Origin of the sequence: Vibrio sp. 10N.247.310.17 (genome assembly GCF_041466605.1) — a bacterium.
Classification (GTDB): Bacteria; Pseudomonadota; Gammaproteobacteria; order Enterobacterales; family Vibrionaceae; genus Vibrio; species Vibrio tasmaniensis_A.
The window spans coordinates 1-25043 of record NZ_JBFSTC010000086.1 but is presented as its reverse complement, the minus strand read 5'-3'; the positions used below and the strand labels follow the sequence as shown (position 1 = coordinate 25043).

Here is a 25043-nt window from a genome sequence, read left to right as displayed (position 1 = left end):
TAATGGCACTCTGCTAAGTGTAGACTGGCAGAGAGGGAGTGGATTCCATACATCAAGTTAGGTTATGCCAGCTCGTGAGCATGCTTTGTCGCGATGTCCACAATTTCGCTTTCGAGGAATTCCTTTATTTTACTTTTACGAATTTGCTTCAAGTTCTTGGCTTTAAGTTGAAAGTCTTCAATGGTTTCCTTGCTGGTGGCAATTTTCGATTTCCAATACTGAACATGGTCAGGGTCAGATTTCAGCTGAACCTTAAACTCATCAAGATCACATTGCGTGTCATTGACCACCCATAGGTGAGCAAGCAGATCCGATCTGGATTTATCTAGGATATGACTTTTGCAGGCCAGCATCGCTGATCGTTGGTCTTTATGCTCAATGAAGGAAAAGCCTGAATTTTCAGGTAACGAAGGCATGATCACTTCTACAATCTCGTTGCCTTGACTGTCGTAGCCTCCATGAGCACTTGGGTACTTCGATAGCATTAGAATGCCGCAATATGCGAGCTCATCATGAATGACTTGATACCAGACGTTGCCCCAAAACATTGCCATGTGATTTCTCCATTCGTTTGTGTGTAATGACAACCAAAGCATAGGTTCAACCTCTCTCTCTTCCCCCCACTCACTCTGGCAAGTCAAACGATATCGACTCTGTACTCCAATATGGGGGGAGCCCTTCCATTCATCGAATAAAGTATCCCTAACGCCAATCAAGGAGATGCAGCATGAACAACCTTACTTTTGAACAATGGGTGGAATCCTTTAAACCAATCATCAACGAGAATGGGGGTAGCGCCATCTTCCTTGATGACAAATGCATCTCATTCGAAACCTATGGCAACGACCTAGAAACCATCAAAACAACCGACGCCAGTCGAGTCTGGACGATCATCGAGATTGATATCGACGAAGAAGAAGATGAGCTGGGTGAGCCTGTCGACAGTAAGTGGGTAATTGTGAATGGTTGCCATTGGGTTAACCGAGTCGGTTACATCATTACTGAAACGCCATGGCAAGACGGCATTGACTACGAAATTACTTACGACTGATACAAATCAGACGGACTCCTGAAGAGGCAAAGAGAGGCAAATATGGACATTAATAATCAAAAAATCGTCGCTAACGATCTACTCAAGGCAAGAAGTACTGCTGATCCATCAATCGTATTGGAATGTGCTGATGGCAAAGTTCGCATTTATTCGTTTCCAATCTCAGACCAAGACAGCAAAGAAAAGATGACCATGGCGCTGCGCGTACTGATGGGCAAACTCAACGTGCTCAAATACACGTTCGTTCTAGAAGCTTGGATGAGTACCAACCCCGACATCCGACCTTCGATGTCGCCTGCACGTCAAGAATATATGGTGTTTTTGATCAATAACCGTGTAGACGAAACATGCACCTTCTGGCCAATTCAACGCAATGAAGATGGTTCTGGTTTTGTCACCGAAACACACGATGTAAACCAAAACGGACAATCCGGTTTAATGTGCGATTTGTTTGACACTGAACCGTATGAAAAACTCAGTTTTACGAAAAAAAGAGCGGTCGACAAATTGGTTATCCGATTACTGAACATGCGTGCAGAAGCAACGCCCACCATGCATTAGTTTGGTTGTTCCCATGTAAAAAAGAGCACCATTGTGTGCTCTTTTTCAGTTAGGCGACTTGTGGGAACTTCCTTTCCGGTTCGCCATCTCTCACCAACTCATAAAGCATTGGTTCATAATGGTTTGTGGCCATCAGTATTAAATAGACGGGAACACCTTGGTCATACAGTGATTTTTGAAACACTTTGACTTCTTTCACTGTCATTGAAGCTGTGCGTTCCCTCATCATTCGCGCTTCGCTGACCATGCTATCCGAATAAAACTGCCCAGCCTTGGAGTTGACCTTCAGGTATGGTTGAATGCGCTTACCCAATCGGTCTAACAAGAATTGGTCACTAAAACCCGACTGCTTCAATCTGAGAACCTTGTCCTTCAGTTGTTTCCTTCGATCAAAGACGTAGCGCTTTTGTTCATTGACCAATTGAGCGGCCTTATCCGTGAGTCCCTTTTTGTTTTTGAAAATACCATGCCTTGCGAGTCCCAATAACTCATGTTCATTCACTGTCGTTGATGAGGGCGAACCATCAAGGTTATACCGGGTATAGCAAGCTTGATGGCAATTAATCAGCGCCAGCTTGTACTCTCTGCTGGTGAAAAAACGGTCCAGAAAAAAAGAAACGTCTGCCTGACTGAACGATTGACACAACGTTTCTTGCAAAGCGGCACCAGCTCCGATGGCAAGAGGTTTGAGAGGCTTTCCTGACAAAATGGGAAAGCGTTTGAATGCATATTGTTGGATTTGCTCTTGAATAACACGATCCATGTTTACCCTCTTCGGTTGTTCCATACCCTCATCATTGTATCTAACTGAGTTTACAGATTGACAAATAGCGAGAGCAAAAGACGAAATTACCCAACTCAACAAAATGGACTGGTAAATTGCTAAACTGTCATGGTTTTCGTCGTATAACAAAGTTAGTGCATAACTAGCGAGATATAGTATGACGCCTGAATTTGAAGCAAAACTCGACCGCTTGAATAAACTTCGAAAAAACGCAATGAAAAGCAATGCGTTCTCGGATGCTGCCAAAGAACACGAAAAAGCCATCCAACAAACCGACAGCCACTCCCCTGCCACCACCAAAAAGACCAAAAAGAAAGGTCCCAAATCATTAGCGGAAATCTACAAACCGCATACACATGAAGAAACCCATTAGATAATGGAATCTAAGAATGGGCGCTGCTGGTGGTATTAGCGGATACCCAATCTTTGATATACGCCGAAAATGCACTCTGGTCAGAGATATGCCCCGAGCAAGCCGGTTGACCCGTAAACTCCGCTTTTCGTTTAGCAATAAAAGCCATGAACTCCCAATTGGTGCCAGTTGGACACCATTGTTTGAAAGCCAAATATCGTTCATTCATGATTCTTCTCCTCGGCAGAAACGCTGTCTATTGATAGTAACGTCCCCTCGTCAGAGTACCTAGAAACCTCCCCCCGTTTGGTATCGCTGGTGGTTGAAATCATCGCCATCGAAGCCCTTTCTATTCTGGCTGCAGCTCTGTACTCAGAACCCGTCATCCGCCTGAAATATGAAAGTCACAGTTGGTCGATGCATGGAACTCAATAAAGCATATTGATTGTCAACAATGAAATTTTGGATAAATCAAGATTTTGCCACATAAAAATAAGCATAAATAACAGGTGCTTATGTAAAAAAACAAATAAACCTAAAAAAACGGCTCACTATTTGGAATTCAAAATTAGGTTACCTGCAATGATTCAAGGGCCTACTTAAAAGGTATTTACCGGAATTATTGGAGATATTTCTATGCAAAACACAATCAACGTCAATGATGTACAAAAAGTAGATTCAAAGACGACATACCTCGGCTTAATTACATTCGCGCTTATGTTTTTTACCGTCTCGGCCATTGCCGGTTCAGGTGGTGATGCGTTCCAAGGCTTATTTGATGAACTAGTGAGCTTTGCTGAAGGTGTTCCTGGACAAATTATCGCGTTCTGTTCTTTCGCAGGGATCATCATCTTCTCAATGGTTCGACCAAACCTTATCGGTCTTGGTGTTTCTGTCATCATCATGCTGGTGCTGGCGCAACTTCAAACCATTATCACTACCATGCTAACTGCCGGTCTTCCGGTATAAAGCAACAGATGTCTCTGGGCCTTATAGAAGAGGCCCAGAAGTACATAAGGGGGTCATATGAGTAAGTTAGACATCAATAATGATGCTCGTCCTCAACTACCGAACAATCAAACCTATGTGCCACTTCGAGTAAACGACAAACAATCGGTGATCGGAATGGAGTCGGATACAGCGGGGATTTTGCTTGTCGGTATCGCTATCGGACACATCAGCAAGAACCTGTTACTTATCGGTGGAATCGCCATTCTTCTCGCTCTCGCCTATTCATGGGTCAAAGATAACTATCCCAAAGGTCGGCTCAAACACATGTTGTGGTGGGCTGGAATCATTAACTTTAAATCCCGTAAATCGTTTCCAGAAGCATTTAACCGTACTTATTTTCGCTAACTCTTTGTAGCGATCCGTTTTTAAATTCTATGTGTTGTTTTAGCAAAAGTTTGAGGTTTGCTATGAATATATTTAACCGCAAAAAAAAGGGGCAGGATGAGTCTGAACTGGAGCATGATTCAGATTCGAATGTCCAACGTTCTTGGCAAGCAGCCATCGACCACAGTAACAAAATGACAAAGATGATGGGGCTGTCCATCATTATCTGCGCGTTTCTAGCGTTTAAGGTAATGACAGCGAAACCCGTCACCGTTGTTACCCCGCCTAATTTCTCTGAAGAAATTGTCATGATAGGCAACAAAGCCAACTCAGGTTACAAGAAGCAATGGGGCATATTCATTGCCAGCATGCTTGGTAACGTGAATGTCCGTAATGTGGATATTGTCTTAGATACGCTAAAACCAATGCTCTCCATTCGAGATTACGAAGCATTGAATGAGCAAGTGATCAGTCATGTGAAAGCTTTAGACATCAGGGACCAAGTGCAAGAGTTCAACGTATTAGATGTGTTCTACGACAACAAATACGACAAAGTGATTGTTTACGGCGAGCGTAAGCTTACCGAGCGAAAGAAACGCGGCAATAAAAGCGATGAACGCCGTGCAGTACGCTGGACATACGAACTCAAGATTGCCAATGCACATGGTAGTCCAAAGATGCAGTCCATTGACCAATACGAAGGCGCTCCGCAGATAGAACGCAATCGTATCGAACGCAAGCAAGACAAGTAGGTCCCGTTATGAAAAATTCACATCAACTCGCTAGATATACGACCTTGCTTTGTGCCACATTATCATTCGGTGCAATGGCAAACCAAAACGTCATCCCTATTGAACCTGTTGGCTCGAAAGTGGAGCGACAAACAACGCAACCAGAAAATAAAGCGACTGTTGCTGCAATGGTTGACCAAGTAGTCAAATCTTTACCGACCGATAAGCAAGAGTCATTAAGTCAATTCACTCCAGTCAATGACCCAGCTGCGAAGCAACCTATTGTCAGCACAAAATCCGTCGATGAATTTGGAAGAGTCACCCAATCAGACAAGAACGTGATTGTCGCAACACCACCAACGGCCCAACCACCAAAACCTTCTCTGACTGCATTCGAACGTATGCAGCGCCAAATGGCGAAGAAATTTAAGCCAGTTCAGAAGTACAAACTACGCCCTTCAGACAATATTACGTTGCCTGCAGCAAAGTACATACTCAACAGTATTCGCACCTCTTTCAAAGAAATTAACATTCGCAGTTCAGATCCCAATGTCGTCATGAAAGTGGATGGTAGCTTTATCTATTTCACGTCTAACAACGATGCCCCTTTTAATATCATTATGTTCGAAAAAGGGGTGCCTGAAACCCAAGTCAACTTAACGATTTGGCCACTTGATGTCATGCCTGCAATGGTACAAGTCGATGTCCGATACAACAAAGCATTACAAGCAAAAGTGAACCGCGTATTGGCGTCAAAAAAACAGGATAAAATTGAGCAAGAAAAGCGCATTCAAGATATGGAATCTGAATTGGCCATTGCCAGTGATCCTCAAGTTAAGTCATCTCCATACGTCGAGGGTATCAACAAACTGTTTGCGCAAACGGCAGGAAAAGCAACACCTACCGGTTTTGACTTGCAGACCAACATTCCGCGAGACGCGTTACGTCCTTGTCGATTTGGAACATATGCAGAGACGAAACAACGTTTAATATCGTCTCGACGAATCGTGGACATTGTATTGGTTAAAAACGTTACGAATCGAAATGTGGTTTTGCGAGAGCAGGATTGCTGGGTAGATGATGACGTGATCGCAACGGGTATCTTAAACAAAGCGACCTTAAAGCCATCAGAAAAAACCGAAGTATACGTATTGCGCGACCGACTGTACTACCAACGTATGCATTCTCGCAATGAACGTCCATCACTTCTGGATTAATCGAGGTGAACCATGAAGATTAACTTTAAAGAACTTTGGGAAACCAACAAAAATTTCCGATATGGGGTGATTGGCGTCTGTATTGTTCCTGCCGCCTATGTAGCGATGCAATTTATTCATCCGGGCAAAATTCAACGACCGAACGCAGACGCGAATAAAATCGAAAAAGTGTTCATGCCTTCGAGCACACGTACCCAACTAGAGAGGGAAGACGTTGACGGCGTTCGTGACGCCTTAGTTGAAATTTCGGCCATCGATAAAAAGTCGTCGGCACGCAATGACAATTACCAGTACGACCAGTTAAAACAAGAGGTCGATGGTCTTCGTCAAAAAATGGCCGATCAAGATGCTGAGATTGCCGAATGGAAGTCAGGCAAACGCCAATTGGAAAGAACCAACTATGATCCGAACCAAATTCGACAAGGCCGCCAAGTCGTTGTAGATCGACACGGGAACGCAACGGAAATCACTGTCGACGCTAATGGCGTGCCGAACCAACAAGTGAGCCAGTTGCGCAGCTCCCCTCCCCCAGCTCTTGCAGGCATTCGAAGTGTCGATGAAGGGAATGATGCGATTTTGTTGCAAGACGGGCGTGTAAAAACCTTAGTAGAAGCAAACCAACTGGTCGATGAAGATGAAATGTCAGAGGCGCAAAAACGTGAGGCATTGAATCAGAAAGAAATGGAGTTGGCTGCTGCCTTGAAGAACTATCAGCAAAAACCTGAGCAAAAAGGGTATTCAATTTCATTGCCAACCACCAGCCTTGTAACCGGCACTTTGCTATCAGGCATGCAAGCTCCAACCAGTATTGGTTCAGCGAGAGAGCCCCTTCCGGCGGTCATGCGAATCAAGACAGATGCACTATTGCCAAATGGTTATCGTGCTGACCTAAGAGACTGTCAGGCACTATTATCCGGCATTGGTCAATTGTCAGATCGCAGAGCCTACATGAGACTAGAAAAAGTGGTCTGCATCGATGAGGACGGACTCACGGCAGAAGCAGCGGCGCAAGGCTTTGCTACTGGCTCTGACGGTCAGGCCGGGATTCCAGGCACGTTAGTTGCTCGAAACGGCGAAGTATTGAAAGGCTCCATGTGGGCGGGTTTCTTTTCAGGACTGGCACAAGGTATCGCCCCATCAAGGGTGCCGGGTGTCGACATCAACTCTGACGGAACAGGCTTTCAAACACCCGATCTAGGGACACTAGGCACCTCGGCAGTACTCCAAGGTGGCGCCTCATCTTTGGACCGCATTTCGGAATACTACGTGAAAATGTTGGAAGAAATCTGGCCAACCGTTGACGTACCAGCAATGCAAGAAGTGACCTTCCTACTTCAAGCCCCTTTAAAACTGACGTTTAAGGAGATCTAATATGGCCACTGGTGATAATGAAAAGAAAAATGACCAACCAACTGAGGCGTCGAATTCCAGTCAGGAGCTTGAACAACTCATTGAGAAGGCATCAAAACCAACAATGCCCGACGAACCTAAAGGCGACGAAGAACCGACCGTGATTGAAGCAACGCCAACGCAAACGCAAACGCAAACGGAAAGTAAGACGTCAAATCTATTTCCGAAGATCATCGTAGTGTGGTTAATGGTCCTATCAGGGGTAATGGCTTATGCCATGATGGTGATCGACAAACAAAGTGAAACGTCATTGAGCCAACACCCCATTGTGTTTTACCCGTTTGGTAAAGCGTTTTCGGCTCTTAAATCTCAGGGTTATGATTTTGCTGCTATAGAAAAATATAACAACAACATGATCCAGATATTGAACTCTGAAGGGAAAGTGGTGCTACCTGCAGCTAGTGTGCATGGTCAGTTACCAGATTCTCTTGTTGTTAAGCTAATGTCCGTCGATGAAATGAACAGGCTGGCTTCGCAACAATCGGAGTAACAAAACCAATAAAACTAGCAAACAACACAGCTTGGCCACTTTCACAGTGGCCTTTTTTAATGCACTCCACTCGCGGCATCCATCGCACTCAAACAGATCGTGTCATACTTCGTCTTCATCACATTGACTTTGGTTTCTGCTCGAACCGCTCTGTTGTATGAGGCCAACACCTCTTCGCTAGAGTCTTTCACCAACGCCAAGATCGCTTTTTTCTGAGTCTCTGTTAAGTCGGTGGCCAGCAACGCGTCGATGCTTTCATCTATACGATCAAAATACTGAGCTAACATACTTCCCTCCTAGTTAATTTCATTTTGAATATTCAATAGCAAGTGACGACAAGCATTGTCTCTAAAGCGAACGTAGTCCACGGGAGAACCAAATACCATGTCTAAGCGCATCTAATGTTTCCCGAAGGACGACGACTGGCATGTCAGGGTTTCGGCACTGTAGTCCATAAAAGTCGAACTCAAAAACCGTCATGTTTGCTTCGTCGATCTGATAGCGCCTTGAGATATCTTCAATACGTGTAAATAGGCCATAGGCATCGATATATATCGTTTGCCCTTCAATATCGAAAGCATTGAGGTAATGAAGGTCAACGCCATACTCAGACAGAATCACACCCCGAATCGGGAACCGGCTACGTTCTCCAGCCACAATCAAACCCTCGCACAAGACATAACATTTTGAATGAGCGAACTCGTCAATAAATTCAGTGGTGACTGGGCTTGGCTGCTCACACAGATATTGGATGTCACTGAGAGACAATGAACGCATCACATCAATCAGCTCACGACATCCATGGCTATGCCACTTTACCCGCTTTACTTCCTTCTCCATTGTTGCTCCCCGGCTATTCGTTGAATTCAATATACGACGTTTCCCATACCTGGCCTAGCAATCTCCCCCCACTTAGTACGTAACCCACTGAACGAGTGCTCGAAACATGTATTTTGGATTCGTTAATTGCCATTTATTTCAGCCCCATACGCTAGATTGATACGGTTCAACCCGAAAACATCATCACTAGTATTAGTGATCGTTTTCTCCAAGCTGGAGAGCTTCCAATTCTCCCATGCTATGCATGTCCCTTACTGTCAATGCACTTTGACACCAACAAGAGTTACCCACTCGCATTACTACCCGTAATTAACCCCAATCAACGGTTCAACACACACACCCTTGGGTGTTTTTTGTGTACCTGCGATATCACCTACCCGTGAGGAACTATCCATGAAATTAAGCACTTTGTTCACCATATTATTTGGTTTAGCGACGGTTTATTTCTGTATTCACCCTGTTCTTGTTGTTCGTGGCACAGAATTCCCTTCTGCATTCCATGATGTGGTCGAATTCTGTAAAACATGGCGTCATGTTTTGTTGATCACCCTACTCTCTTGGGCTTCAGCAGGCATTACCCTTTGGCTAACGTTTACTATTCACAAACACAGAGTCTAACCCCCTGTTAGCACCTGGTACTTCCACCAGCAACTAACCAACCTCATTGTCCAACAATGACAACGAACCTCATCCCACCGGATGAACCTTCCCGGTCAAATGCTCCTTCAGACATTGATGTCTCGTTGAACGCACTTTTAACCGGCTTGTAACCCCTTGTGTTGTGCTCACCCAGTACTTCGCAGATTCATTACCTACCCTATATCGAGGATAAGACTATGACTAACTCAAACAAATCAGTTCAAATCAAAATTAACGAATCCAATTTTCTCGCGAACCTTGGTGCCATTTTTTCCAACACCGGAAAAGTGATCAATGAATTGATTCAGAACGCCTCTCGCGCTAACGCCACAACCATTTACTTCACGACTTCAGTAGAAAATGGCCGTGCGAACTTAATCGTACTGGACGATGGTTCAGGTATCACTGACATGCAAAAGCTTCTGTCGGTTGCAGAATCAGGTTGGTCAAGCGATGTGGCTAAATGCAACCCATATGGTATGGGCTTTTTAAGCACTTTGTTTGCGTGCGAACACATCACAATTCAAAGTCAGCATCAAAGGCTCTCAGCAAGTACTGAAGACATCGTTTCAGGTGAATCTATCGAGATAGAAGACAGCCTGCACGGTAACGGTACATTAATTGAAATGGAAGGCGTTACTGACGCTTTGTTTAACTATCTCACATCGACTGCTTATAACCGAGAAATCGACCAAGTTGGTGCAGGTTATGACATAGATGTGGTACTCAACGGGAAAATACTCGCTAAAACACACTCAAGAGTCGTTCTGGATGACATAGGTAACTTAGTTAAATCGAAGTTCAGCTTCGGCACTATTTATTTTAATCCCGAAATCGACAAACTGAGTTGGATCGCTTATCTGCAAGGTGCTTTTATAGCGAATAACTATAACTCTGTGCAATCACGCACCTTACAACCAGATCACATCGTTCATTTGGATGATAGCGTTAGGGCAAGAATGCCGGATCGTGCTGAGTTATTGGACTCCGAAGAAATTAAAAAGTCGATTCACGTTGAAATGAAAAAGCTAATGCAAAATTCACTTCAACAAAAGCTTAATGAGCTAGGTTCTGAAGCATTCGCGGCAAATTCCACACTCTGGAAATGCGCGATAAATTATGCGCCTGAGCTTCTTAACGATATTGATTTTTTAACTGAGTCTGAGATCGAAGAAAGCACAACTTACGAGCTCGCACTCGCTGGACATGATGCCGTAACACATAGCCAACTTGAACAGCCGATTTCTCGCACTGATGTGGAATCATCATTACTCTTTGCATTTCCAGAACGTGAAGAAGAATATGAAACCATCAACATCAACTACCTAATGGGTTTGGACAACGTGGTATTTGTTGATACTCAGAAATTGCATAAAGACCATTGGATCCACAACTGTACTATCCGTTACGTTGAAGATTTGAAGGTCGATATCCAATTGTCTAACCCTAGCCCAACAGAGATACTAAATGGGTTTTACTCCATCTCTATCGTTCTATGTGATGAATACACGCTGTCCGGCGAATACGGTGATGTCATCATTAATGATGATGCAGCTGTAGCCTCAGATCAAACATTGGTGATACCCGCCAAAGAAGATCTGTCAATGGCTTTGCGTATTTATGGAAGTTACGAAGATGAGTGGAATTGCTATTGTGAAAGCGATATGGACCGCGACATTTATCTGCTTGAGAAATTGTATATGAAATTAAGGGCGGAAAGTCCTGAAGTTCTGATCCAAAGAGTTCTCGATGATGCGTTCATGGGATCTGGATTGAAAAACACACTCAATAACCTGAAATTTAGTATTTCGTTTTCAGGAACTGACATTGTAGTTACCGAAACTAAGTAACCACACTAACCCGCCAACCTACCTGTCTTTGTATGGTAGAACACCAAGTATGGAGTTACTATGAACTCATTTACTGACTCCCTCATCGACCATTCTCATGAATTGGGTCGGGGATATGGTCCTTACGCTCAAGTCGATATGTTACACAATATCCTTGAGTTAATTGGCCCAACTTTGGATAAAGTTAAATTGCAGGAACTCATTAACAGTGTAGGGTTTATTGAAGCCCTAGACTTAAAGAGTGAAGAAGATAAGGCATTTGTATTAGGGCAGTTACAAGACGCTCTTAATCAATAACTTATCGTTATCGGAAGCTCCCATCACATGGGAGCTTTTTTTTTGAATCCACAATAGACCGCAGAGTCGAGTTCGTATCGTGTTATGGCACAGCCCTTTCATTACATGGCAGCTTGACCACCAGCATCAAGAGGTAATTATGCCACTGAGTTTATAGTAGGACGCGTCCTACTACCCAAAAACCGCCCTAACCAAACAAAGTTTTGCTGAACTCTTCCAATTGAGCAATCTGCTCAGGCGTTGCATTGTTCAGTTCAATTTTCGACTTTGTTTTACTCACGACTTGGAATGATACCGATACCTTCCCATTCTTTGCCCACGATAGAGGTTCCTTATTAATGCCCCCCAATTTAGGAGAAACAGGACTCCAATCTTTCAACCGTGCAATAAGCTCTTTGTTCACTTCCTCTGCATTCATGGCTTCGAATTCTGAGCGGTTTTCGTCAATCCATTTCGTGAAGGCACTTTGCTTATCTTCACTCTCTGAAACCGTGCCGATCAATTTACGAAGGAACTTGGCATCTCGGCTACTAAAGGCATAGTTTGAAAACAGGCTCTTCAGACTGTCAGGCATCGAGTAGATAGCGAGGGAGAGTGAGATGTCTGATTTTTCGTATAGACGTTCTTTCTCTAATTTGTACGCCGACCAATCATTCACTTCCATCAAACGAGAATAGAGCTTGCCCTTTTCGTAGTAATTGAAAGACGTTTTGATGTCAGACGACGCCACCAGCCAGGTAATGGTTTCAGGTGTTGGGATTTGATCTAATATTTCAAAGTCCAGCCCCACTTTTTTATCCATGGCAATATCAGTACGACATGAGCCATCCACGACATAGATCAGGCCATCTTCACCTTGGTAAGCAAGTACAGGTGAAATTTGCATACCGAACTCGATTTCATCACTCATCTTGTTGAGTTGAATCGTATTGCGGCTCGACTGTTCACGAACGTTGTCCACGTCAATCCTAACCAAAGTCATAATCTCATCGTATGACAAGGTACGTTGGATAGCACGGTAGCTTGTACCATCAATGGACTTAATCTCACGACCTGTTTGCGCAAAGTCCAGCTTCTTAGTCTCAGTTAAAAACTCTTGGAGACTAATGCCGCCCTCCTTTAGTGAAGCTTCAATGGAAGCCAACTTCCCCTGTGCTAAGGTCATAGTGGTTTCGCGCTCATTACCACCCATGAAGGCTTGGGGCTTGCGTTGTGAGCTCGACACACTCTCCACTTCAGGTTCAGTGATTGAAGGTGATTCTTGTGCGGCCTTAGCAGCGTTAGCAGCAGCGATTTTCTTTAGACGGTTATTGGCCATGATTATTGCTCCTCACCTTTGTCCTGTTGTTTCCAAACGTCCGTTATCAGCTTATGAATGTCGGCCACGACTTCTTTACAGTTCGCCTGTGCCGCTTCTAACGCTTTGCCTTTCTTACTGTCCATTGACCTAGAGAATTCGAAAACACTGCTATGCTCAGACGCACAACGTTTTACAGCTTCACTGTGTTTCATTTTGGTCGACAACACTGCATCACCAAACTGACTGACTAGAGCATTGAAAATGTCCAGTTCCGAGTCACTGCCCTTCCAATTGGAAATGACAATCTTCGCAAAGTCGTAGCCTTGATGACCTTTAGCAATGAAGTTACCAATGATGCTATCCAGATATTGAAAGTAGGCGCAGGTCGCATCGGTATCATTATGTTCCGCCTTACACGGAATCAGCACGCTAGTCGCAGCGAAGTAACTGTTCAACGTTGCAAAACCCAATGAAGGCGGAGTATCAATCAATATGATGTCAAACTCACCATCGAGTGCATCTAAGATATTTTTCAAACGCGTTGTAGGGTCAACATTCTGCTTCTTCAAATCGTCGCTGGTACTCAAAGATTCCGTGTCTCTATCAGACTGGGACGCAGGGATAATTTTCAGATTGGGGATGAGCGTATCTGAAACGGCGTTGCGCACATCGTCTTGAAACGTCTCTGTATTAGGATCAATAGTCATCAAGTCGCCAATGCTGGTGCGAGCGTCAGAAATATACTTAGCTCCATTTCGCTCAATGTGTTTGGTTTCGTGTTTATGCACTGGAGGGTAGAAACTTGTCAGAGTTGACTGGCCATCCATGTCAATAAGACAGATCTTGTAACCAACATGATAGTTAATCGCCAAACCTGTTGCTATTGTATTGGACAGTGACGTTTTAGATACCCCGCCCTTTTGGTTTTGAACGGCAATAATCTGCGTCTTTTGTTTCGCTGTTCTTTGGAATGGTTTGTGTCTTTTCTTAAGAACGGTGGTATTCGGCATGTTATCGCGGATCAAGTACAGCTCTTCAAGAGTCAGGTAGTACTGAATACCAACCTCAGCATAGCGTTTAGGATCGATACCTAACGCTTTCGTTAAATCGGTCAATACCTTTTGAGAACATTCGAGGTACTTCAATGCCTCAGCTTGTGTGAAAGAACGAGGTTGCTTTTCATTTGTTTCGCGGCGCAATTCCAAGAATTTAGCACCTCCGTCCCCAAGTTCGTCAACTAATTCAAGCGTCTTGAGCTGTTTCTCTGTCATTGTTCCCATAGCAATATCCACCAGTGGCCTGTTTGAAAGCTAGTATGAACCAATATTAAAGGTAAGAAAAGATATAATAAGTCAACTTTGGATAAATTCATTGAAATTCGACTTACGATAAAGTTTTAAACTAATGATGTACTTTTCTGCAAAAGATAGGGGAACGATAGAGGAAAAACAAAACACAACAAAAACAACAACTTAAAATAGTAGGACGCGTCCTACTATTGTACTTATCGGCCATGTTGTGCAATTCATAAACGGACGTGAGTAAGGAGTAATGGGTTTGAAGCCACCACTAACATACGAAAAGTCAGCTCTGCGATACATAAACGCGGGAACTGACTGAATGTTAGGCTTCAATGTATGAGAAAGAAATTTTGTTGTAGTAGTGACCAAACAGGTGTGATGAGAATGTGGAAATGCCAACAAGATGAAAGCAAACCAGAATGAAGCTAGTCACACTAAACAATCAAAATCTCTTACTATTCTGTCATGATGACAGATTAGAACACGGTTGACTTCTTCCATCCGTAAACGGAGGGAATTCTTAGTTCGACACGCTTTCACTAGACTGGATTGCTCCAATCCCCGATCCAGTCGCTCCCTAAGCTAACACCGCCAGCCCGACGGTTTTTATATTCATAGCTGCGTTAATATCGCGGTCATTGGTGCGTCCACAATCAGGACAGTCCCACTCACGGATATCAAGCGGCATTGATTCGTGTACAAACCCGCAACCATTACAACGCTTTGAGCTAGGGAAGAAACGGTCTATCTCTGCGATAGTGCGTCCCGCCCATTCCGCTTTGTACTTCAATTGACGGACGAACTCGCCCCACGAAGCATCAGCGATATGCTTTGCCAGTTTTGGATTGCGGATCATATTCTTCACAGCTAGAGATTCGACACAAACGACTTGGTTATCGTTAATGAGTTTGCGAGACAACTTGTGGAGGTTATCTAGTCGACTATCAGCAATTTTTGCATGTAGGCGTGCTACTTTCTGGCGTGCCTTGTTGCGGTTCTTACTGCCTTTTTGTTTCTTGGCTAGTTTACGCTGTAGGTATGCCAGTTTCTTTTCGTAGCGTTTAGTGTGGCGAGGATTATCGACTTTCTCACCGCTATCTGTGATGAACAGGTTATTTAAACCCAAATCAATACCTACCGTCTTAGCTGTTACAGGCATTGGTTTAGATTCAAACTCGCAAAGCATCGACACGAAGTATCGACCAGCTTTGTCTTTTGAAATAGTGATAGAGCTAGGTTCGCTTGGTAGCTCACGCGACCAACGAACATCTAAAGGTTGCTTTGACTTGGCAATGAACAATTGACCGTCACGATATTTAAAGGCGACTTTGGTCAGTCTGATTGATTGCTTGTCGTGTTTGGATTTGAACTTTGGGTACTTGGCTCGTTTATCCCAAAAGTTTTTGAATGCTTCTTGCTGATCGCGCAATGCTTGCTGAAAGATGACGCTCGATACCTCTTTAAGCCACTCAAACTCTACTTTCAGAGGCACTAATCGCTTCTCTAGTGCTGAATGAGCAATAGACTCACTTCTCTCGTAGTACGCATCTGTACGGTGCTTAAGAGAGTTATTCCAAACAAAACGACAACAGCCAAACGACTTTGCTAGTAGTTCGGCTTGCTGCTGAGTAGGATAGAATCTGTATTTGAATGCTCGTTTCATTTGGCGCAATTAACTAGTGCTTTCACGTTGTTGGTTCCTCTCTAGGTGCTTTAGATAATTCTAGGGAGGGGCTTTTCGCAAGAATCAGGTAAATGCCGGAGATATACTCTACGACACTTGCTCCATGAGGTATTCAAAAGCGGTTTCTACCTGTGCATCTGTCATCGAATCAAATTCAAATCCTTCCATCGATTCTATTAACTTACTGGGTACAGGTTGCGTGTCGTGTTCAGAGTGAGTGCTCGGCACTTTAGTGGTATTCATCCATCACCTTATTGTCTTTGATGAATACAGAGTACTTGGACATAAACCGCCCTCCCCCCACATTGTAACTGGGGCCTTATCACTAGAGGGAGGGAAAGCAAAACGGGGGGAATCGGGGATTGAGGATGCCGCTGTCATTCGAACTTATGATTCAAGTTGTGTTGAAGAAGACTCCTCATCAAAGCAACTAGAATGAAATTGATAGCTGAAGACTTTCATTAATTTTTGTTCTCGAACGGTGGCCACCAGCGCAATTTGGTAACCCTTCGAAAAGAAGTCATCATACGAATAGGGAATTTGTGTAACTCGTTCGAGAGTGTCGGTAAACCCCAAAACCCAAGAATTTGAACTTGAATCAAAGTCGATGATGGTCAATAAGATAGAACGACGTGCATCGAACCGGTAGAGAGCGTTATGAGACATAGAGAAAGCAAAGCCATACTCGCAATCCACTGTTGGTTCAGCCGAGTGACGGGCATCAACAAAGAGCTGACGGGTCGATAGATCTTTGAAAAGGGCGTCGCCAGCACCCTCGGCTCTATCAAAGAAACCCGATATAACACCAAGGCAAGTGTAACCACGCTTGTTCGCCATCTTTCCAAGACCTGGCAACGTAGATTGAGCCTCACTGTCAATCAATACCGCAATTTCTGTTTTTACTTTGGTTTTGCGCCAAATGGGTACTAACGACATCCAATGACTCATAGGAAGGCCGGTATACCCGTGTTCGGTTTTCAAAGTAGCGAAGTAGCCAGAATCCTCGGGGTAAATGGTGAGTACGGCCAAATCGAAGTTTTCACTGCCACGAGTCGGATAGAACCGACAGTCGGAGCCAAAGTTATCAGTGGTATCAGCGAAGTGAATGTCATTGTCAATCCAAGACATCGATGGTTCTGGCACTCGAAAACGGACTAACACATCTCTTTCTCGAACCGTTCTATATTCCTTGGGAAGTTCTAAAAGTGACATGTGTGGCAGGTTAATATCATCGGTATGAGCTTGTAAACTCTTCACCACTTGCTGGTGGATATACACATCGGCCTGCTCTTGCGTACACTGAACTTCTTTGAGAGAACCTGTATCGCTGCGCTTGGTTTGGTAGATCAGTTTATTGGAGCTCTGATTTACTACCGAATGAGTAAGAAACACATTCTTCTGTTTGCCTAGTGTAATGATACTCGCCGTTCGTAATCGCTCGGGCTCATTGCGCGTTTCTGTGATTGTCATTAGTACCCCCACCCGCCCATAAAGCCATCTGAACCAAGTGTGGATGTCGATGGGTTTTCAGTTTGCGGTTGTTCTGTTTCATCTTGAGCCGTAGGAACAAAGTCCAAGGTAGGTCCGTCAGTAGAGCCTACACGCTTAATCAAGTCGGCAGCAGACATACCTGTATGTGACACTACTTTCGAAGTACATACCGTATTAGCATTCTTAATAGGCTGCCCAAAGGTGTTGACCGGAACGCTGTCTTTACTCGTACCTAACAATGCTTTCTCTTTCTTTGCACGAGCGATTTCATGGTCCATGGAGGATTTCATATTCGTCCACATGTTATCTTCCACGCTCATAAGCGTCTTAATACGACTGCGGTAGTGAGGTTTGTCGAAACCGAGTTGATTGAACAACAAACGCATCATTCTACGAATCGCAGATTTCTTACGCATCTGACCGACAAAAGCAGTATTCCAAACCGATTGGTTAGAACTGAAGCTCATAGCCGCCATCAGCTCAATCTCATCTAACTCTTCGCGTGAAAGGGCTTCACAATAGACGTGACCTGCTAACGTCTCTCCAACAGCATAAGCACACAATAAATCTCCACTCGCGTAAGCCCCTTGAGAGGTATGCTCAGGCAGCGAACGTGAACCATGATAGATAAACTGGTCATGACTAAACACTTGATCAGCACTGACCTGCGCCACCTCCCCCGACTCGAACGCTAAATGAATTAGCCCATGGTATGTGGGCATGAATTCCAATACGAAGAAATTGGACACATAATCGTGACGATATAAAAAGGTGCCGTGATTTAACCCCTCCTCAACAGACAAACCGATGGTGGCCTGATTGAGTATGCTCCAATATACCGAATTGGCGTCCATGTTAGAGGTAATCGACTCACCAAAACTCTCCAGAATATAGGCCACATATTCCAGCTCTAAGTCTGTATCAAGACCCGATTGGTTCTCAGCAACGATAGTCGAAAAATGAGGACGTGCAGCCTCGACTGCTTGTAATACTAGTGATTGATTAGTCATGATAGCGCCCTCCAATTAACGGCAGTACTTCGGAATAGTGATAGAAGTGATTCCTGATAGATTCACGCGTTTTGTCCATACGCCTGTAGAAAGGCAAGTCGCCAATGAATGTAGCCCATCTTTGAACTTAATCATCGATTCTTCCTTTCTTTGTAAGTCATAGACTTCACATAAATCAGCATCGACATACTCAATGCATGCAAACAAGAAGGCACCCAAGTTCACCTCAAGCAAGCTTGCTACGTAGGTATAGAACGCTTCTTGAATGTGATATCCCAAGTTACCCGCTTGCTTGGCAAACGCATCAGGGTCCGTACTCGCAGTTGTTTTTACATCAACGGCAATACAGTCGAAGCGTAGCCAGTCAAAGCGACACTTGAGCCACAAGCCAGTTTCTGGGCAGCGAGCGATAAAGGAGATCTCTGGTAACCCGTCTTGAATCAATGCATCTGCATCAACATTATCTCGACATGTTTCGTGTACGCGGTGTGCATCGTCCCAGACAATGGCATCAATCGCTTTTTTTCCTTTATGGATAGTCTTATTGTTGTGCTCTTCTAAAACCGTATCCCAAAATTGCAGGGTCGGTTCTACTGCCAATAACTCTTTCATCAAACGCTCTTTATTAGCGCTTTTTGGCACATTAGGGATGTTAAGCTTCTCAACAAGCGCTTGCATTTCTGCGACCGTTCTAAGGGCATTTGGGTAATCAGCTGGCACAATATCGCGGTAATAGCGGTCATAGAACCCATGAGGCTCTAGGATCAACTCATGACCATAGGTGCCTGCATCAAAGGTGCGTTGCAGCGACTTCGACACGGTTCTACCACGGTCAATATCGCTTATGTATTTTCTGTAAAAGTGGGCAGGGGATTTCTTTACGAGCAGCTTCAACTGAGATGATGAATACGCGGGTAGGGCATGGTAAACCTCGTTCTCCATACCAATGTAAATCCCCTCGATGAGCTCATCTTTTTCATCAAGCCAGCTCGGGGACCCATCTTTGTTGTATGCCTTAAGCACATCACAAGTACTACCATCAAATTTGAATGGAGTAACCGAATCTCTTAGCGAGCTAATCATTTCAGTAATCATAATATGCCTTCTTAAACTTGTTTGTGATGTTATGAATATACATCACGGAATCCGTTTTTTAGTAGTAATCTCCCCCCACTTTGAAAATTAGTGAATTCGTCTTGAGCCCTTATATATCAATGTCTTTGAAAGAAATCCTAACTGTCTAAACCAGTCCAAAATCGGTGTATAACCAATGATGACAGAATCAAAAATGGACAACGAATATGCTAGGTATGAACTATGTAATTCCATACGCCAAACACAGAACAAATACTGGCAGTGGCGCAGGTGTGCCGTTGATATTGAAATCGAAAGGGCTCGCAAATGGTGAAGGACTTTATGGTGATTGCTTTAACTTGCCGATAAAGCAAGGCGGGGGGTGGTTGAAAGAAGCCGAAATGGAATCAATGCTCACGAGCACGCTGGTGGAGCTCGGTAAGATACCGAAGAAATTTATAATCACCCGGTTAAACTTAGGACCAAAGGCTGTTCCTGATGAGTTGTTTCTCAATATCTTTGCGAGACATTCTCTGCCCTCAAATGTGAAGCTCAATGGTGTTTGGGCAAGAACGCTTGTCCCCGAGTCGCCGTTTGTACTTTCTGTTATCGACCTGCGTGGGCAGAAGTGTGAATTATCCGTGACGGAAAAAGTCAGCCTGCTGCTGGGCAATGTATCCGGAGAAGTCGCGATACTGTCAGACTCCCCTTATACGACCTTTCCAAAGTGCCAATATCAAGCCAAGATGCTGAACGCGGATTATGACAATGATGGCCGTGTAGCTGGGCGGCTATTGAATTTTGAACAGCTACAGCTTTCTAATGCGGCTGCGCTTTTGATCGATGAATCTACGAAACCAGAAAGACTTCAACAAGTGCTCCATTGGTGTGAGTTGTATCAAATAAAGGTCCGAAAGATAGACGCACGGCACAGTCAACAATAAATATTGTCAATTAACGCCCGAAAATTGGCTCTTTAATTGAAAACATCGTTTGAGGGAAACGTTACCTTATTACCGTCTTTACGTTTATTGGTAACTCTATGATCCACTTCCTAACTATTGCTGCCGCCATTTGGGTACTTAAGTATCTGATGGAGCGCTTCAACAAGAGCAGAGTACTCGTGTTTATCACGGGAATAGTTGGTGTACCTTTACATGAACTCGGACATTACCTGATGTGCAAATTGGTTGGGTTTAAGGTAACCGAAGTGAAACTGTTTCAAATGCCGACTCAAGATAATCCCGTGCTCGGCTACGTAAATTACGAATACCCAATGTCCATCTCCGGTTCAATTCGAAAAGTAATAGTCAGTATTGGCCCAATTTTCACAGGCATCGTCGCACTGTATTTCCTCTCACCACAAGTGACACCGTATCTTTTTAATAACAACACAATTGACCTAACGTTGTTCATGAATAAAGCAGCGTGGCAACAGTGGTTTCTAATCTGGGTTTTATCTTCAGTAACACTGCACATGCTTCCATCTCTCACTGACATCAAAATCGCAATGGCTGGCTCACTGTGGATTGGGGTGTTTACTTATGTCGGCTTAATCTACGCAGCTTCACACACCACAACCGTTCTAAGAAGCGTCAATATCTATCTGGAAGAAATGGCAGGTTTGATGAGTGTTGGGGCAATCATCGCAACAGTCCCAGTCGCTATAACGCTACTTCAATTTATTTTCTCAACTATGAGTTCGCGTATGTATAACAAAAGCGTTAATTCATTAAAAAGAGACTAGACCAATGAAAATGACTCAAAAGAAAACATTAGCTGCGTTCATGATTTCAATCATGGCAGTCGGTTGTGCATCTAACGACATGACCAAATTGGAAGTAGAAAAGGCGAAGCATGACGCAACGGTTGACCGTGTGGATGAGACGCTGAGTAACATTCCTTCTTGGTACATGAAACCACCGAAGTCTAACGGTGAAGGCTTTTTTGCAGCCGGAACAGGAATGAGCTCTGACTTAGACATGGCGGTAACTAAAGCGAAGATTAACGCTGAGTTTGAATTGGCCAAGAAATATCGCCAAATCGTATCGGGCAGTGAACGTGCGTACACATCAGAAACAACCAATTCAGCGACGACGGAAAGCAAAGTCGTATCGTTGACCGAAAAGACAATCGATAAGCTGGTGGCGAACGCACAGCTCTCTGACTATGACGTAACGGATACAGAAATTATCCGTGAAAGTACTCAGTACCGCGTCTACTTATTGTCATTCATGCCATACGATTCGAACAATGATGGCAATGATGACTTATTCCGTGACGTTCGAGCAGCAAGCGACATTGCTTTTAAAGACTTAGAGCGTCGTGTAGATAAGGCAACAAACGGCAACGCTGTTGAGTAGGGTGGTGCCGTGTGAAGGCTATCAATCATCAAATAACAACAGCAAGCGCCTATTACATCTGCATGAATACCATGCAAGACACATTCTATTGGATGTCATTTGCAGGTATGGGTTTCGCGATGTTAGGAGCATTACTGCCTGACATTGACACCAGACATAGCAGGGTAGGGCGCATTGTTCCGTTTTTGAGTATACCGATTGAAGGCATTCTCGGGCATCGAGGAGCGCTACATAGTTTACTTGCCGCGTTCGGCCTTTGGTTCTTATGTGCGACGTATGAGTTTCCTTGGGCGTACTCGCTAACATTTGGCTATATAGGTCACCTTGTGGGGGATGCTTGTACCAAATCAGGCATCAATTTCTTTTGGCCGATAACTACTCGGTATCGAGTACCGCTGACGCCAGCAAGTAACGGCTTCTTTGAGGCAATTACCACGCTTGGATGTGTCGTGATGGCGAGTTGGATTGCATTGAGATAAGTCCAAATTGAGGTTTAGGTATGAATACAGGTTAAGAAAGTACATTAGATAGGATCAACATCACACATTCCCCGTGTAAAACACGGATTTTGTGTGTGAGTTGGGATATAACACGGAAAAACTGTATTGCTTAACACGGTATCGGTAATGCAAACACGGATATCTTGTGTGAATACGCCTAATATTGGCAAATAACACGGGTAACATGTGTGATTAACCGGAAATTTGAGTGTTTACACGGATAATATGATCATCAAGGAGGGTTATGAATAGGAAGTATCGGTTAGCGAGTACGATATAGCGTAAATAGTGTGCATATACAGACTACAAAACCATCAAACCAACAGAAGTTCTTGTGTCTTGGCATCACCGGAAAATGTGTAATGAATGAAATAGCGACACGGAGAGCTTGTATGAACACCGTCCAGCAACCATTCAGGCACGGATTTTTTGTTGTAATTTAGGATACGATAAATGTTATGTCATGTTTTTACACGGATAATCTGTGTTGAAACACGGATAAACTGATCAAAAAACCTCTGTAGTAGGTTTACGATGGAAAAACACGGATTATTTGTAATGCTACACGGGTAAACTGATCATTGAAGCAGTTAATTTGTCGATTCAGCTTCAAAACACGGATAAAGAGTGATGATACACGGATAAATTGATCATTTAATGCCGAAATTTGAATGCCTCTGTTAAATAGGACGGGAAAACTGTTCTAAATAGACGGGGGCTTTGGTGTATCTTGGAATCAAACACGGATAAATAGATCAATACAGGTATTGGTTTGGATAAATTTCAAACAAATAAAATGCATAACCATAAGTATAAAACCTTTATAACTTAGTACCCAACCACAGACAAAACGATATAAAACAACATCATACCAATTAATTTGAAGTGATATCTGCCATGAAATAAGTACGCGGATTATATGTGTTATTGCACGGATAAACAGATCAATAACTACAGAAATAGTACACTATAAACGCTCACTACTGCGTACATCAGCATGGTTAAAGGAATGGGTGTTCAATTTGTATTCAGGAAATTGAAAGCTTTATGGCAGATGGCCGGGACTCTCAAATGAAGAAACGCGGATTTCTTGTTGGGATACACGGATTTCTAGAGTTAATAACGGAAAAGCTGTGATACTAACACGGATAAAGTGTTATACTTTCACACAGTAGAAAATACAGTTGAGATTAGGCATGGATAGTAAGGTCACTACCTCGAAGAAACACACACTTCCAAAACAGTTTAAAAAGGCGCACAAGCTTGTATTCTCGCAGCAGGACCTTACACAACGTGAGGCAGACCTGTTTGCCTTGATGATAGCCCACATGAAGCCTGAAGACTGGGAAAACAATAATACTCCAACCTATCAATTCACCTCAACTCAGCTTTCGAGATGGTTGAACATTGATCCCAAAGAACTCGCAAAGACACTACGACCTGTTGCCGATAGACTGACTAAGAAAAACATTGGCGTGTTGGTTGAAGATGATACCAAAGAGATCCAGGAGTTCGACTTCATCTCGATATTCAAACGTGTGACATACAAAGATAGACGCCTGACAATGAAGCCCAATGAAGAGCTGAAAGACGCCTACATTGAGTATAACAATAGCTATGCGCTTATTACCACACAGAGTTTTCTTAGCCTGAAAAAAGAGTATGCTAAACGTCTTTACGAAATCCTTAGTCGTTTTAAAAGTGGCGGTACCTATCTGCAAACCTTTGATATTGAAGACTTAAAAGGCTTATTTGGGCTCCATGACCCAGCAGGAAAGATAAAGTCAGGTAAGCGATCCTTTTCCAATAACAGTGTCTTTATTGATCGTTGCATTAAAGCCAGCATTAAAGGTATAGAGGATGACTCAGAGACAAATCAGGAGATCATGTTCTTTGACTCTGAAGATGGCAGAACCCATGGTTATGAGGTTTACCGTGAAGGTCGTAAGATATCTAAGATCAAATTTTTATACCGTTGGGTAGAGAAGAAAGGCCCAGTTCAAAAACTCAACCTTGATGACATCAAACGTATAATCTCTTCATTAGAAATGAAGCGTGTCGGTGGAAGTGACCTCACGACTGACGAACTTAAGAACCTTGCACATTGCTATACGTCTATTGGGGAGCAGGACAGAGCAAGCAAGATCAATATAGCCATCAAGCGTCGCGAAAAAGAAGAAGAACAACGTGTGGAAATGGCACAATCTATTGAGAGTTTCCTAAACGAAATTAACAACCTATCTGTTGATGATAATTACTAATAAATACAATAATTTAAGTCACTTACACACAGCTAGAAATAATGCTTTAAAACTATTCAGTGACAAGATGGTGATTACACGGATAAAGTGTGCTTTTAAAGAGAGCTAAAAGATCAATAAACAAGGATATACAGATCAAAGAATCGGATAGAAAGATCATAAGTTCGGGTAGGATGATCATACATTCGGAAAATGAGATCAAATATACGGGTAATGTGTAATTGAAAACGCCAAAAGCTCTTTCTAAACAGTTACTTACGATGCTTCATAGTTATTATAGATCCCATACTTTCAATACTTAATAATAGAAATAAATAGTAATTAATATAGAGTGTAGATAATAACAGTAGTTCAAGGCCATGATTGCTTAAGACAGTTAACCATCATCAGGACAACTCCAACTACATTTCAAATTCGCATCGGTTGAAAAAATAAAGAACCCAACGTGAGTAATGCCGTTCACTTAAGAGTGAACGGCATTTTTGTTCTTAGCATACCGTTG

29 protein-coding genes are annotated in these 25043 nt (G+C 43.4%); 17 read left to right on the top strand and 12 right to left on the bottom strand.

Features of this window, described 5'->3' with window-relative positions:
- Positions 1-62 precede the first annotated feature (62 nt).
- Positions 63-554: a hypothetical protein gene (locus AB6D80_RS19570; protein WP_081230232.1), complete on the bottom strand. Its 492-nt coding sequence runs from the start codon at positions 552-554 to the stop codon at positions 63-65.
- Positions 555-727: 173 nt separating this feature from the next.
- On the opposite strand from AB6D80_RS19570, the gene AB6D80_RS19565 reads away from it, so the two are divergent.
- On the top strand, positions 728-1051 hold the full coding sequence (locus AB6D80_RS19565; RefSeq protein WP_081230233.1) for a hypothetical protein: 324 nt from the start codon (positions 728-730) through the stop codon (positions 1049-1051).
- 42 nt (positions 1052-1093) lie between these two features.
- A complete protein-coding gene (locus AB6D80_RS19560; RefSeq protein WP_086715003.1) occupies positions 1094-1612 on the top strand; it encodes a hypothetical protein in 519 nt (172 codons plus the stop codon).
- A 49-nt stretch (positions 1613-1661) separates the two neighbouring features.
- Here AB6D80_RS19560 and AB6D80_RS19555 read toward each other — a convergent pair whose 3' ends face one another.
- Positions 1662-2375, bottom strand: coding sequence for a hypothetical protein (locus AB6D80_RS19555; RefSeq protein WP_372189344.1), 714 nt, complete (start codon positions 2373-2375; stop codon positions 1662-1664).
- A gap of 178 nt (positions 2376-2553) precedes the next feature.
- On the opposite strand from AB6D80_RS19555, the gene AB6D80_RS19550 reads away from it, so the two are divergent.
- Positions 2554-2769 (top strand): hypothetical protein, encoded by a 216-nt coding sequence (locus tag AB6D80_RS19550; RefSeq protein WP_081230236.1) that lies wholly within the window; start codon positions 2554-2556, stop codon positions 2767-2769.
- Positions 2770-2779: 10 nt separating this feature from the next.
- On the opposite strand, the gene AB6D80_RS19545 is transcribed toward AB6D80_RS19550, so the two are convergent.
- Positions 2780-2977, bottom strand: a complete 198-nt coding sequence (locus AB6D80_RS19545; RefSeq protein WP_081230237.1) for a hypothetical protein — start codon at positions 2975-2977, stop codon at positions 2780-2782.
- A gap of 407 nt (positions 2978-3384) precedes the next feature.
- Between AB6D80_RS19545 and AB6D80_RS19540 the strand changes: the two genes are divergently transcribed.
- The 6 genes from AB6D80_RS19540 (at position 3385) to AB6D80_RS19515 (ending at position 7931) form a co-directional block, all read left to right on the top strand.
- Complete coding sequence (locus AB6D80_RS19540; protein WP_081230238.1) at positions 3385-3717, top strand: hypothetical protein; 333 nt, start codon at positions 3385-3387, stop codon at positions 3715-3717.
- Positions 3718-3774: 57 nt separating this feature from the next.
- On the top strand, positions 3775-4104 hold the full coding sequence (locus AB6D80_RS19535; RefSeq protein WP_081230239.1) for a type IV conjugative transfer system protein TraL: 330 nt from the start codon (positions 3775-3777) through the stop codon (positions 4102-4104).
- A gap of 62 nt (positions 4105-4166) precedes the next feature.
- Positions 4167-4835: a TraE/TraK family type IV conjugative transfer system protein gene (locus tag AB6D80_RS19530; protein ID WP_157939163.1), complete on the top strand. Its 669-nt coding sequence runs from the start codon at positions 4167-4169 to the stop codon at positions 4833-4835.
- 8 nt (positions 4836-4843) lie between these two features.
- Positions 4844-6031 carry a hypothetical protein gene (locus AB6D80_RS19525; protein ID WP_081230241.1) on the top strand — a complete coding sequence of 396 codons (1188 nt, stop codon included), beginning with the start codon at positions 4844-4846 and terminating at the stop codon, positions 6029-6031.
- Between the two features lie 12 nt (positions 6032-6043).
- Positions 6044-7402: a TraB/VirB10 family protein gene (locus tag AB6D80_RS19520; protein ID WP_086715001.1), complete on the top strand. Its 1359-nt coding sequence runs from the start codon at positions 6044-6046 to the stop codon at positions 7400-7402.
- Between the two features lies 1 nt (position 7403).
- Positions 7404-7931: a hypothetical protein gene (locus tag AB6D80_RS19515; RefSeq protein ID WP_372189342.1), complete on the top strand. Its 528-nt coding sequence runs from the start codon at positions 7404-7406 to the stop codon at positions 7929-7931.
- Positions 7932-7987: 56 nt separating this feature from the next.
- Here AB6D80_RS19515 and AB6D80_RS19510 read toward each other — a convergent pair whose 3' ends face one another.
- Complete coding sequence (locus AB6D80_RS19510) at positions 7988-8218, bottom strand: hypothetical protein (RefSeq protein ID WP_086714999.1); 231 nt, start codon at positions 8216-8218, stop codon at positions 7988-7990.
- A 61-nt stretch (positions 8219-8279) separates the two neighbouring features.
- Positions 8280-8771: a hypothetical protein gene (locus AB6D80_RS19505; RefSeq protein WP_372189340.1), complete on the bottom strand. Its 492-nt coding sequence runs from the start codon at positions 8769-8771 to the stop codon at positions 8280-8282.
- 393 nt (positions 8772-9164) lie between these two features.
- Between AB6D80_RS19505 and AB6D80_RS19500 the strand changes: the two genes are divergently transcribed.
- From AB6D80_RS19500 to AB6D80_RS19490, 3 genes are all read left to right on the top strand, one after another.
- Positions 9165-9389, top strand: coding sequence for a hypothetical protein (locus tag AB6D80_RS19500; protein ID WP_081230246.1), 225 nt, complete (start codon positions 9165-9167; stop codon positions 9387-9389).
- Between the two features lie 218 nt (positions 9390-9607).
- Positions 9608-11260: an ATP-binding protein gene (locus AB6D80_RS19495; RefSeq protein ID WP_372189338.1), complete on the top strand. Its 1653-nt coding sequence runs from the start codon at positions 9608-9610 to the stop codon at positions 11258-11260.
- A gap of 60 nt (positions 11261-11320) precedes the next feature.
- Entirely contained in the window at positions 11321-11557 is a 237-nt protein-coding gene (locus AB6D80_RS19490; RefSeq protein ID WP_086714996.1) for a hypothetical protein, read from the top strand.
- A 187-nt stretch (positions 11558-11744) separates the two neighbouring features.
- Here the strand turns inward: AB6D80_RS19490 and AB6D80_RS19485 are convergent, their stop codons facing one another.
- The 7 genes from AB6D80_RS19485 to AB6D80_RS19455 all read right to left on the bottom strand — a co-directional run bounded on the left by AB6D80_RS19485 (position 11745) and on the right by AB6D80_RS19455 (position 19438).
- Positions 11745-12875: a hypothetical protein gene (locus AB6D80_RS19485; protein ID WP_086714995.1), complete on the bottom strand. Its 1131-nt coding sequence runs from the start codon at positions 12873-12875 to the stop codon at positions 11745-11747.
- Positions 12876-12877: 2 nt separating this feature from the next.
- Entirely contained in the window at positions 12878-14137 is a 1260-nt protein-coding gene (locus AB6D80_RS19480; RefSeq protein WP_086714994.1) for a ParA family protein, read from the bottom strand.
- A gap of 598 nt (positions 14138-14735) precedes the next feature.
- Positions 14736-15821 carry an RNA-guided endonuclease TnpB family protein gene (locus tag AB6D80_RS19475; RefSeq protein ID WP_086714993.1) on the bottom strand — a complete coding sequence of 362 codons (1086 nt, stop codon included), beginning with the start codon at positions 15819-15821 and terminating at the stop codon, positions 14736-14738.
- A gap of 108 nt (positions 15822-15929) precedes the next feature.
- On the bottom strand, positions 15930-16085 hold the full coding sequence (locus tag AB6D80_RS19470; RefSeq protein ID WP_158094633.1) for a hypothetical protein: 156 nt from the start codon (positions 16083-16085) through the stop codon (positions 15930-15932).
- A gap of 144 nt (positions 16086-16229) precedes the next feature.
- A complete protein-coding gene (locus AB6D80_RS19465) occupies positions 16230-17312 on the bottom strand; it encodes a hypothetical protein (protein ID WP_086714992.1) in 1083 nt (360 codons plus the stop codon).
- On the bottom strand, positions 17312-18343 hold the full coding sequence (locus tag AB6D80_RS19460) for a recombinase RecT (protein WP_372189337.1): 1032 nt from the start codon (positions 18341-18343) through the stop codon (positions 17312-17314). Before AB6D80_RS19460 ends, AB6D80_RS19465 begins: the two co-directional genes overlap by 1 nt.
- Before the next feature lie 15 nt (positions 18344-18358).
- Positions 18359-19438: a PD-(D/E)XK nuclease-like domain-containing protein gene (locus AB6D80_RS19455; RefSeq protein WP_086714990.1), complete on the bottom strand. Its 1080-nt coding sequence runs from the start codon at positions 19436-19438 to the stop codon at positions 18359-18361.
- Positions 19439-19644: 206 nt separating this feature from the next.
- Here AB6D80_RS19455 and AB6D80_RS19450 point away from each other — a divergent pair, with 206 nt between their 5' ends.
- From AB6D80_RS19450 to AB6D80_RS19430, 5 genes are all read left to right on the top strand, one after another.
- Positions 19645-20361, top strand: coding sequence for a hypothetical protein (locus AB6D80_RS19450; protein ID WP_372189335.1), 717 nt, complete (start codon positions 19645-19647; stop codon positions 20359-20361).
- Between the two features lie 98 nt (positions 20362-20459).
- Positions 20460-21164: a hypothetical protein gene (locus tag AB6D80_RS19445; protein WP_086714988.1), complete on the top strand. Its 705-nt coding sequence runs from the start codon at positions 20460-20462 to the stop codon at positions 21162-21164.
- A gap of 4 nt (positions 21165-21168) precedes the next feature.
- Positions 21169-21780: an LPP20 family lipoprotein gene (locus AB6D80_RS19440; RefSeq protein ID WP_086714987.1), complete on the top strand. Its 612-nt coding sequence runs from the start codon at positions 21169-21171 to the stop codon at positions 21778-21780.
- Between the two features lie 11 nt (positions 21781-21791).
- A complete protein-coding gene (locus AB6D80_RS19435; RefSeq protein WP_086714986.1) occupies positions 21792-22259 on the top strand; it encodes a metal-dependent hydrolase in 468 nt (155 codons plus the stop codon).
- A gap of 1217 nt (positions 22260-23476) precedes the next feature.
- Positions 23477-24541: a replication initiation protein gene (locus AB6D80_RS19430; protein WP_086714985.1), complete on the top strand. Its 1065-nt coding sequence runs from the start codon at positions 23477-23479 to the stop codon at positions 24539-24541.
- Positions 24542-25043 lie beyond the last annotated feature (502 nt).

What these genes read in the sequence shown, in the direction of transcription:
- AB6D80_RS19475 (WP_086714993.1), bottom strand. Translation starts at nt 15,821, where the DNA reads ATGAAACGAGCATTCAAATACAGATTCTATCCTACTCAGCAGCAAGCC.
- AB6D80_RS19555 (WP_372189344.1), bottom strand. Translation starts at nt 2,375, where the DNA reads ATGGATCGTGTTATTCAAGAGCAAATCCAACAATATGCATTCAAACGC.
- AB6D80_RS19455 (WP_086714990.1), bottom strand. Translation starts at nt 19,438, where the DNA reads ATGATTACTGAAATGATTAGCTCGCTAAGAGATTCGGTTACTCCATTC.
- AB6D80_RS19490 (WP_086714996.1), top strand. Translation starts at nt 11,321, where the DNA reads ATGAACTCATTTACTGACTCCCTCATCGACCATTCTCATGAATTGGGT.
- AB6D80_RS19565 (WP_081230233.1), top strand. Translation starts at nt 728, where the DNA reads ATGAACAACCTTACTTTTGAACAATGGGTGGAATCCTTTAAACCAATC.
- AB6D80_RS19525 (WP_081230241.1), top strand. Translation starts at nt 4,844, where the DNA reads ATGAAAAATTCACATCAACTCGCTAGATATACGACCTTGCTTTGTGCC.
- AB6D80_RS19570 (WP_081230232.1), bottom strand. Translation starts at nt 554, where the DNA reads ATGGCAATGTTTTGGGGCAACGTCTGGTATCAAGTCATTCATGATGAG.
- AB6D80_RS19545 (WP_081230237.1), bottom strand. Translation starts at nt 2,977, where the DNA reads ATGAATGAACGATATTTGGCTTTCAAACAATGGTGTCCAACTGGCACC.
- AB6D80_RS19540 (WP_081230238.1), top strand. Translation starts at nt 3,385, where the DNA reads ATGCAAAACACAATCAACGTCAATGATGTACAAAAAGTAGATTCAAAG.
- AB6D80_RS19480 (WP_086714994.1), bottom strand. Translation starts at nt 14,137, where the DNA reads ATGGGAACAATGACAGAGAAACAGCTCAAGACGCTTGAATTAGTTGAC.
- AB6D80_RS19440 (WP_086714987.1), top strand. Translation starts at nt 21,169, where the DNA reads ATGAAAATGACTCAAAAGAAAACATTAGCTGCGTTCATGATTTCAATC.
- AB6D80_RS19550 (WP_081230236.1), top strand. Translation starts at nt 2,554, where the DNA reads ATGACGCCTGAATTTGAAGCAAAACTCGACCGCTTGAATAAACTTCGA.
- AB6D80_RS19535 (WP_081230239.1), top strand. Translation starts at nt 3,775, where the DNA reads ATGAGTAAGTTAGACATCAATAATGATGCTCGTCCTCAACTACCGAAC.
- AB6D80_RS19470 (WP_158094633.1), bottom strand. Translation starts at nt 16,085, where the DNA reads ATGAATACCACTAAAGTGCCGAGCACTCACTCTGAACACGACACGCAA.
- AB6D80_RS19515 (WP_372189342.1), top strand. Translation starts at nt 7,404, where the DNA reads ATGGCCACTGGTGATAATGAAAAGAAAAATGACCAACCAACTGAGGCG.
- AB6D80_RS19465 (WP_086714992.1), bottom strand. Translation starts at nt 17,312, where the DNA reads ATGACAATCACAGAAACGCGCAATGAGCCCGAGCGATTACGAACGGCG.
- AB6D80_RS19500 (WP_081230246.1), top strand. Translation starts at nt 9,165, where the DNA reads ATGAAATTAAGCACTTTGTTCACCATATTATTTGGTTTAGCGACGGTT.
- AB6D80_RS19450 (WP_372189335.1), top strand. Translation starts at nt 19,645, where the DNA reads ATGCTAGGTATGAACTATGTAATTCCATACGCCAAACACAGAACAAAT.
- AB6D80_RS19460 (WP_372189337.1), bottom strand. Translation starts at nt 18,343, where the DNA reads ATGACTAATCAATCACTAGTATTACAAGCAGTCGAGGCTGCACGTCCT.
- AB6D80_RS19530 (WP_157939163.1), top strand. Translation starts at nt 4,167, where the DNA reads ATGAATATATTTAACCGCAAAAAAAAGGGGCAGGATGAGTCTGAACTG.
- AB6D80_RS19510 (WP_086714999.1), bottom strand. Translation starts at nt 8,218, where the DNA reads ATGTTAGCTCAGTATTTTGATCGTATAGATGAAAGCATCGACGCGTTG.
- AB6D80_RS19505 (WP_372189340.1), bottom strand. Translation starts at nt 8,771, where the DNA reads ATGGAGAAGGAAGTAAAGCGGGTAAAGTGGCATAGCCATGGATGTCGT.
- AB6D80_RS19430 (WP_086714985.1), top strand. Translation starts at nt 23,477, where the DNA reads ATGGATAGTAAGGTCACTACCTCGAAGAAACACACACTTCCAAAACAG.
- AB6D80_RS19560 (WP_086715003.1), top strand. Translation starts at nt 1,094, where the DNA reads ATGGACATTAATAATCAAAAAATCGTCGCTAACGATCTACTCAAGGCA.
- AB6D80_RS19495 (WP_372189338.1), top strand. Translation starts at nt 9,608, where the DNA reads ATGACTAACTCAAACAAATCAGTTCAAATCAAAATTAACGAATCCAAT.
- AB6D80_RS19445 (WP_086714988.1), top strand. Translation starts at nt 20,460, where the DNA reads ATGATCCACTTCCTAACTATTGCTGCCGCCATTTGGGTACTTAAGTAT.
- AB6D80_RS19485 (WP_086714995.1), bottom strand. Translation starts at nt 12,875, where the DNA reads ATGGCCAATAACCGTCTAAAGAAAATCGCTGCTGCTAACGCTGCTAAG.
- AB6D80_RS19520 (WP_086715001.1), top strand. Translation starts at nt 6,044, where the DNA reads ATGAAGATTAACTTTAAAGAACTTTGGGAAACCAACAAAAATTTCCGA.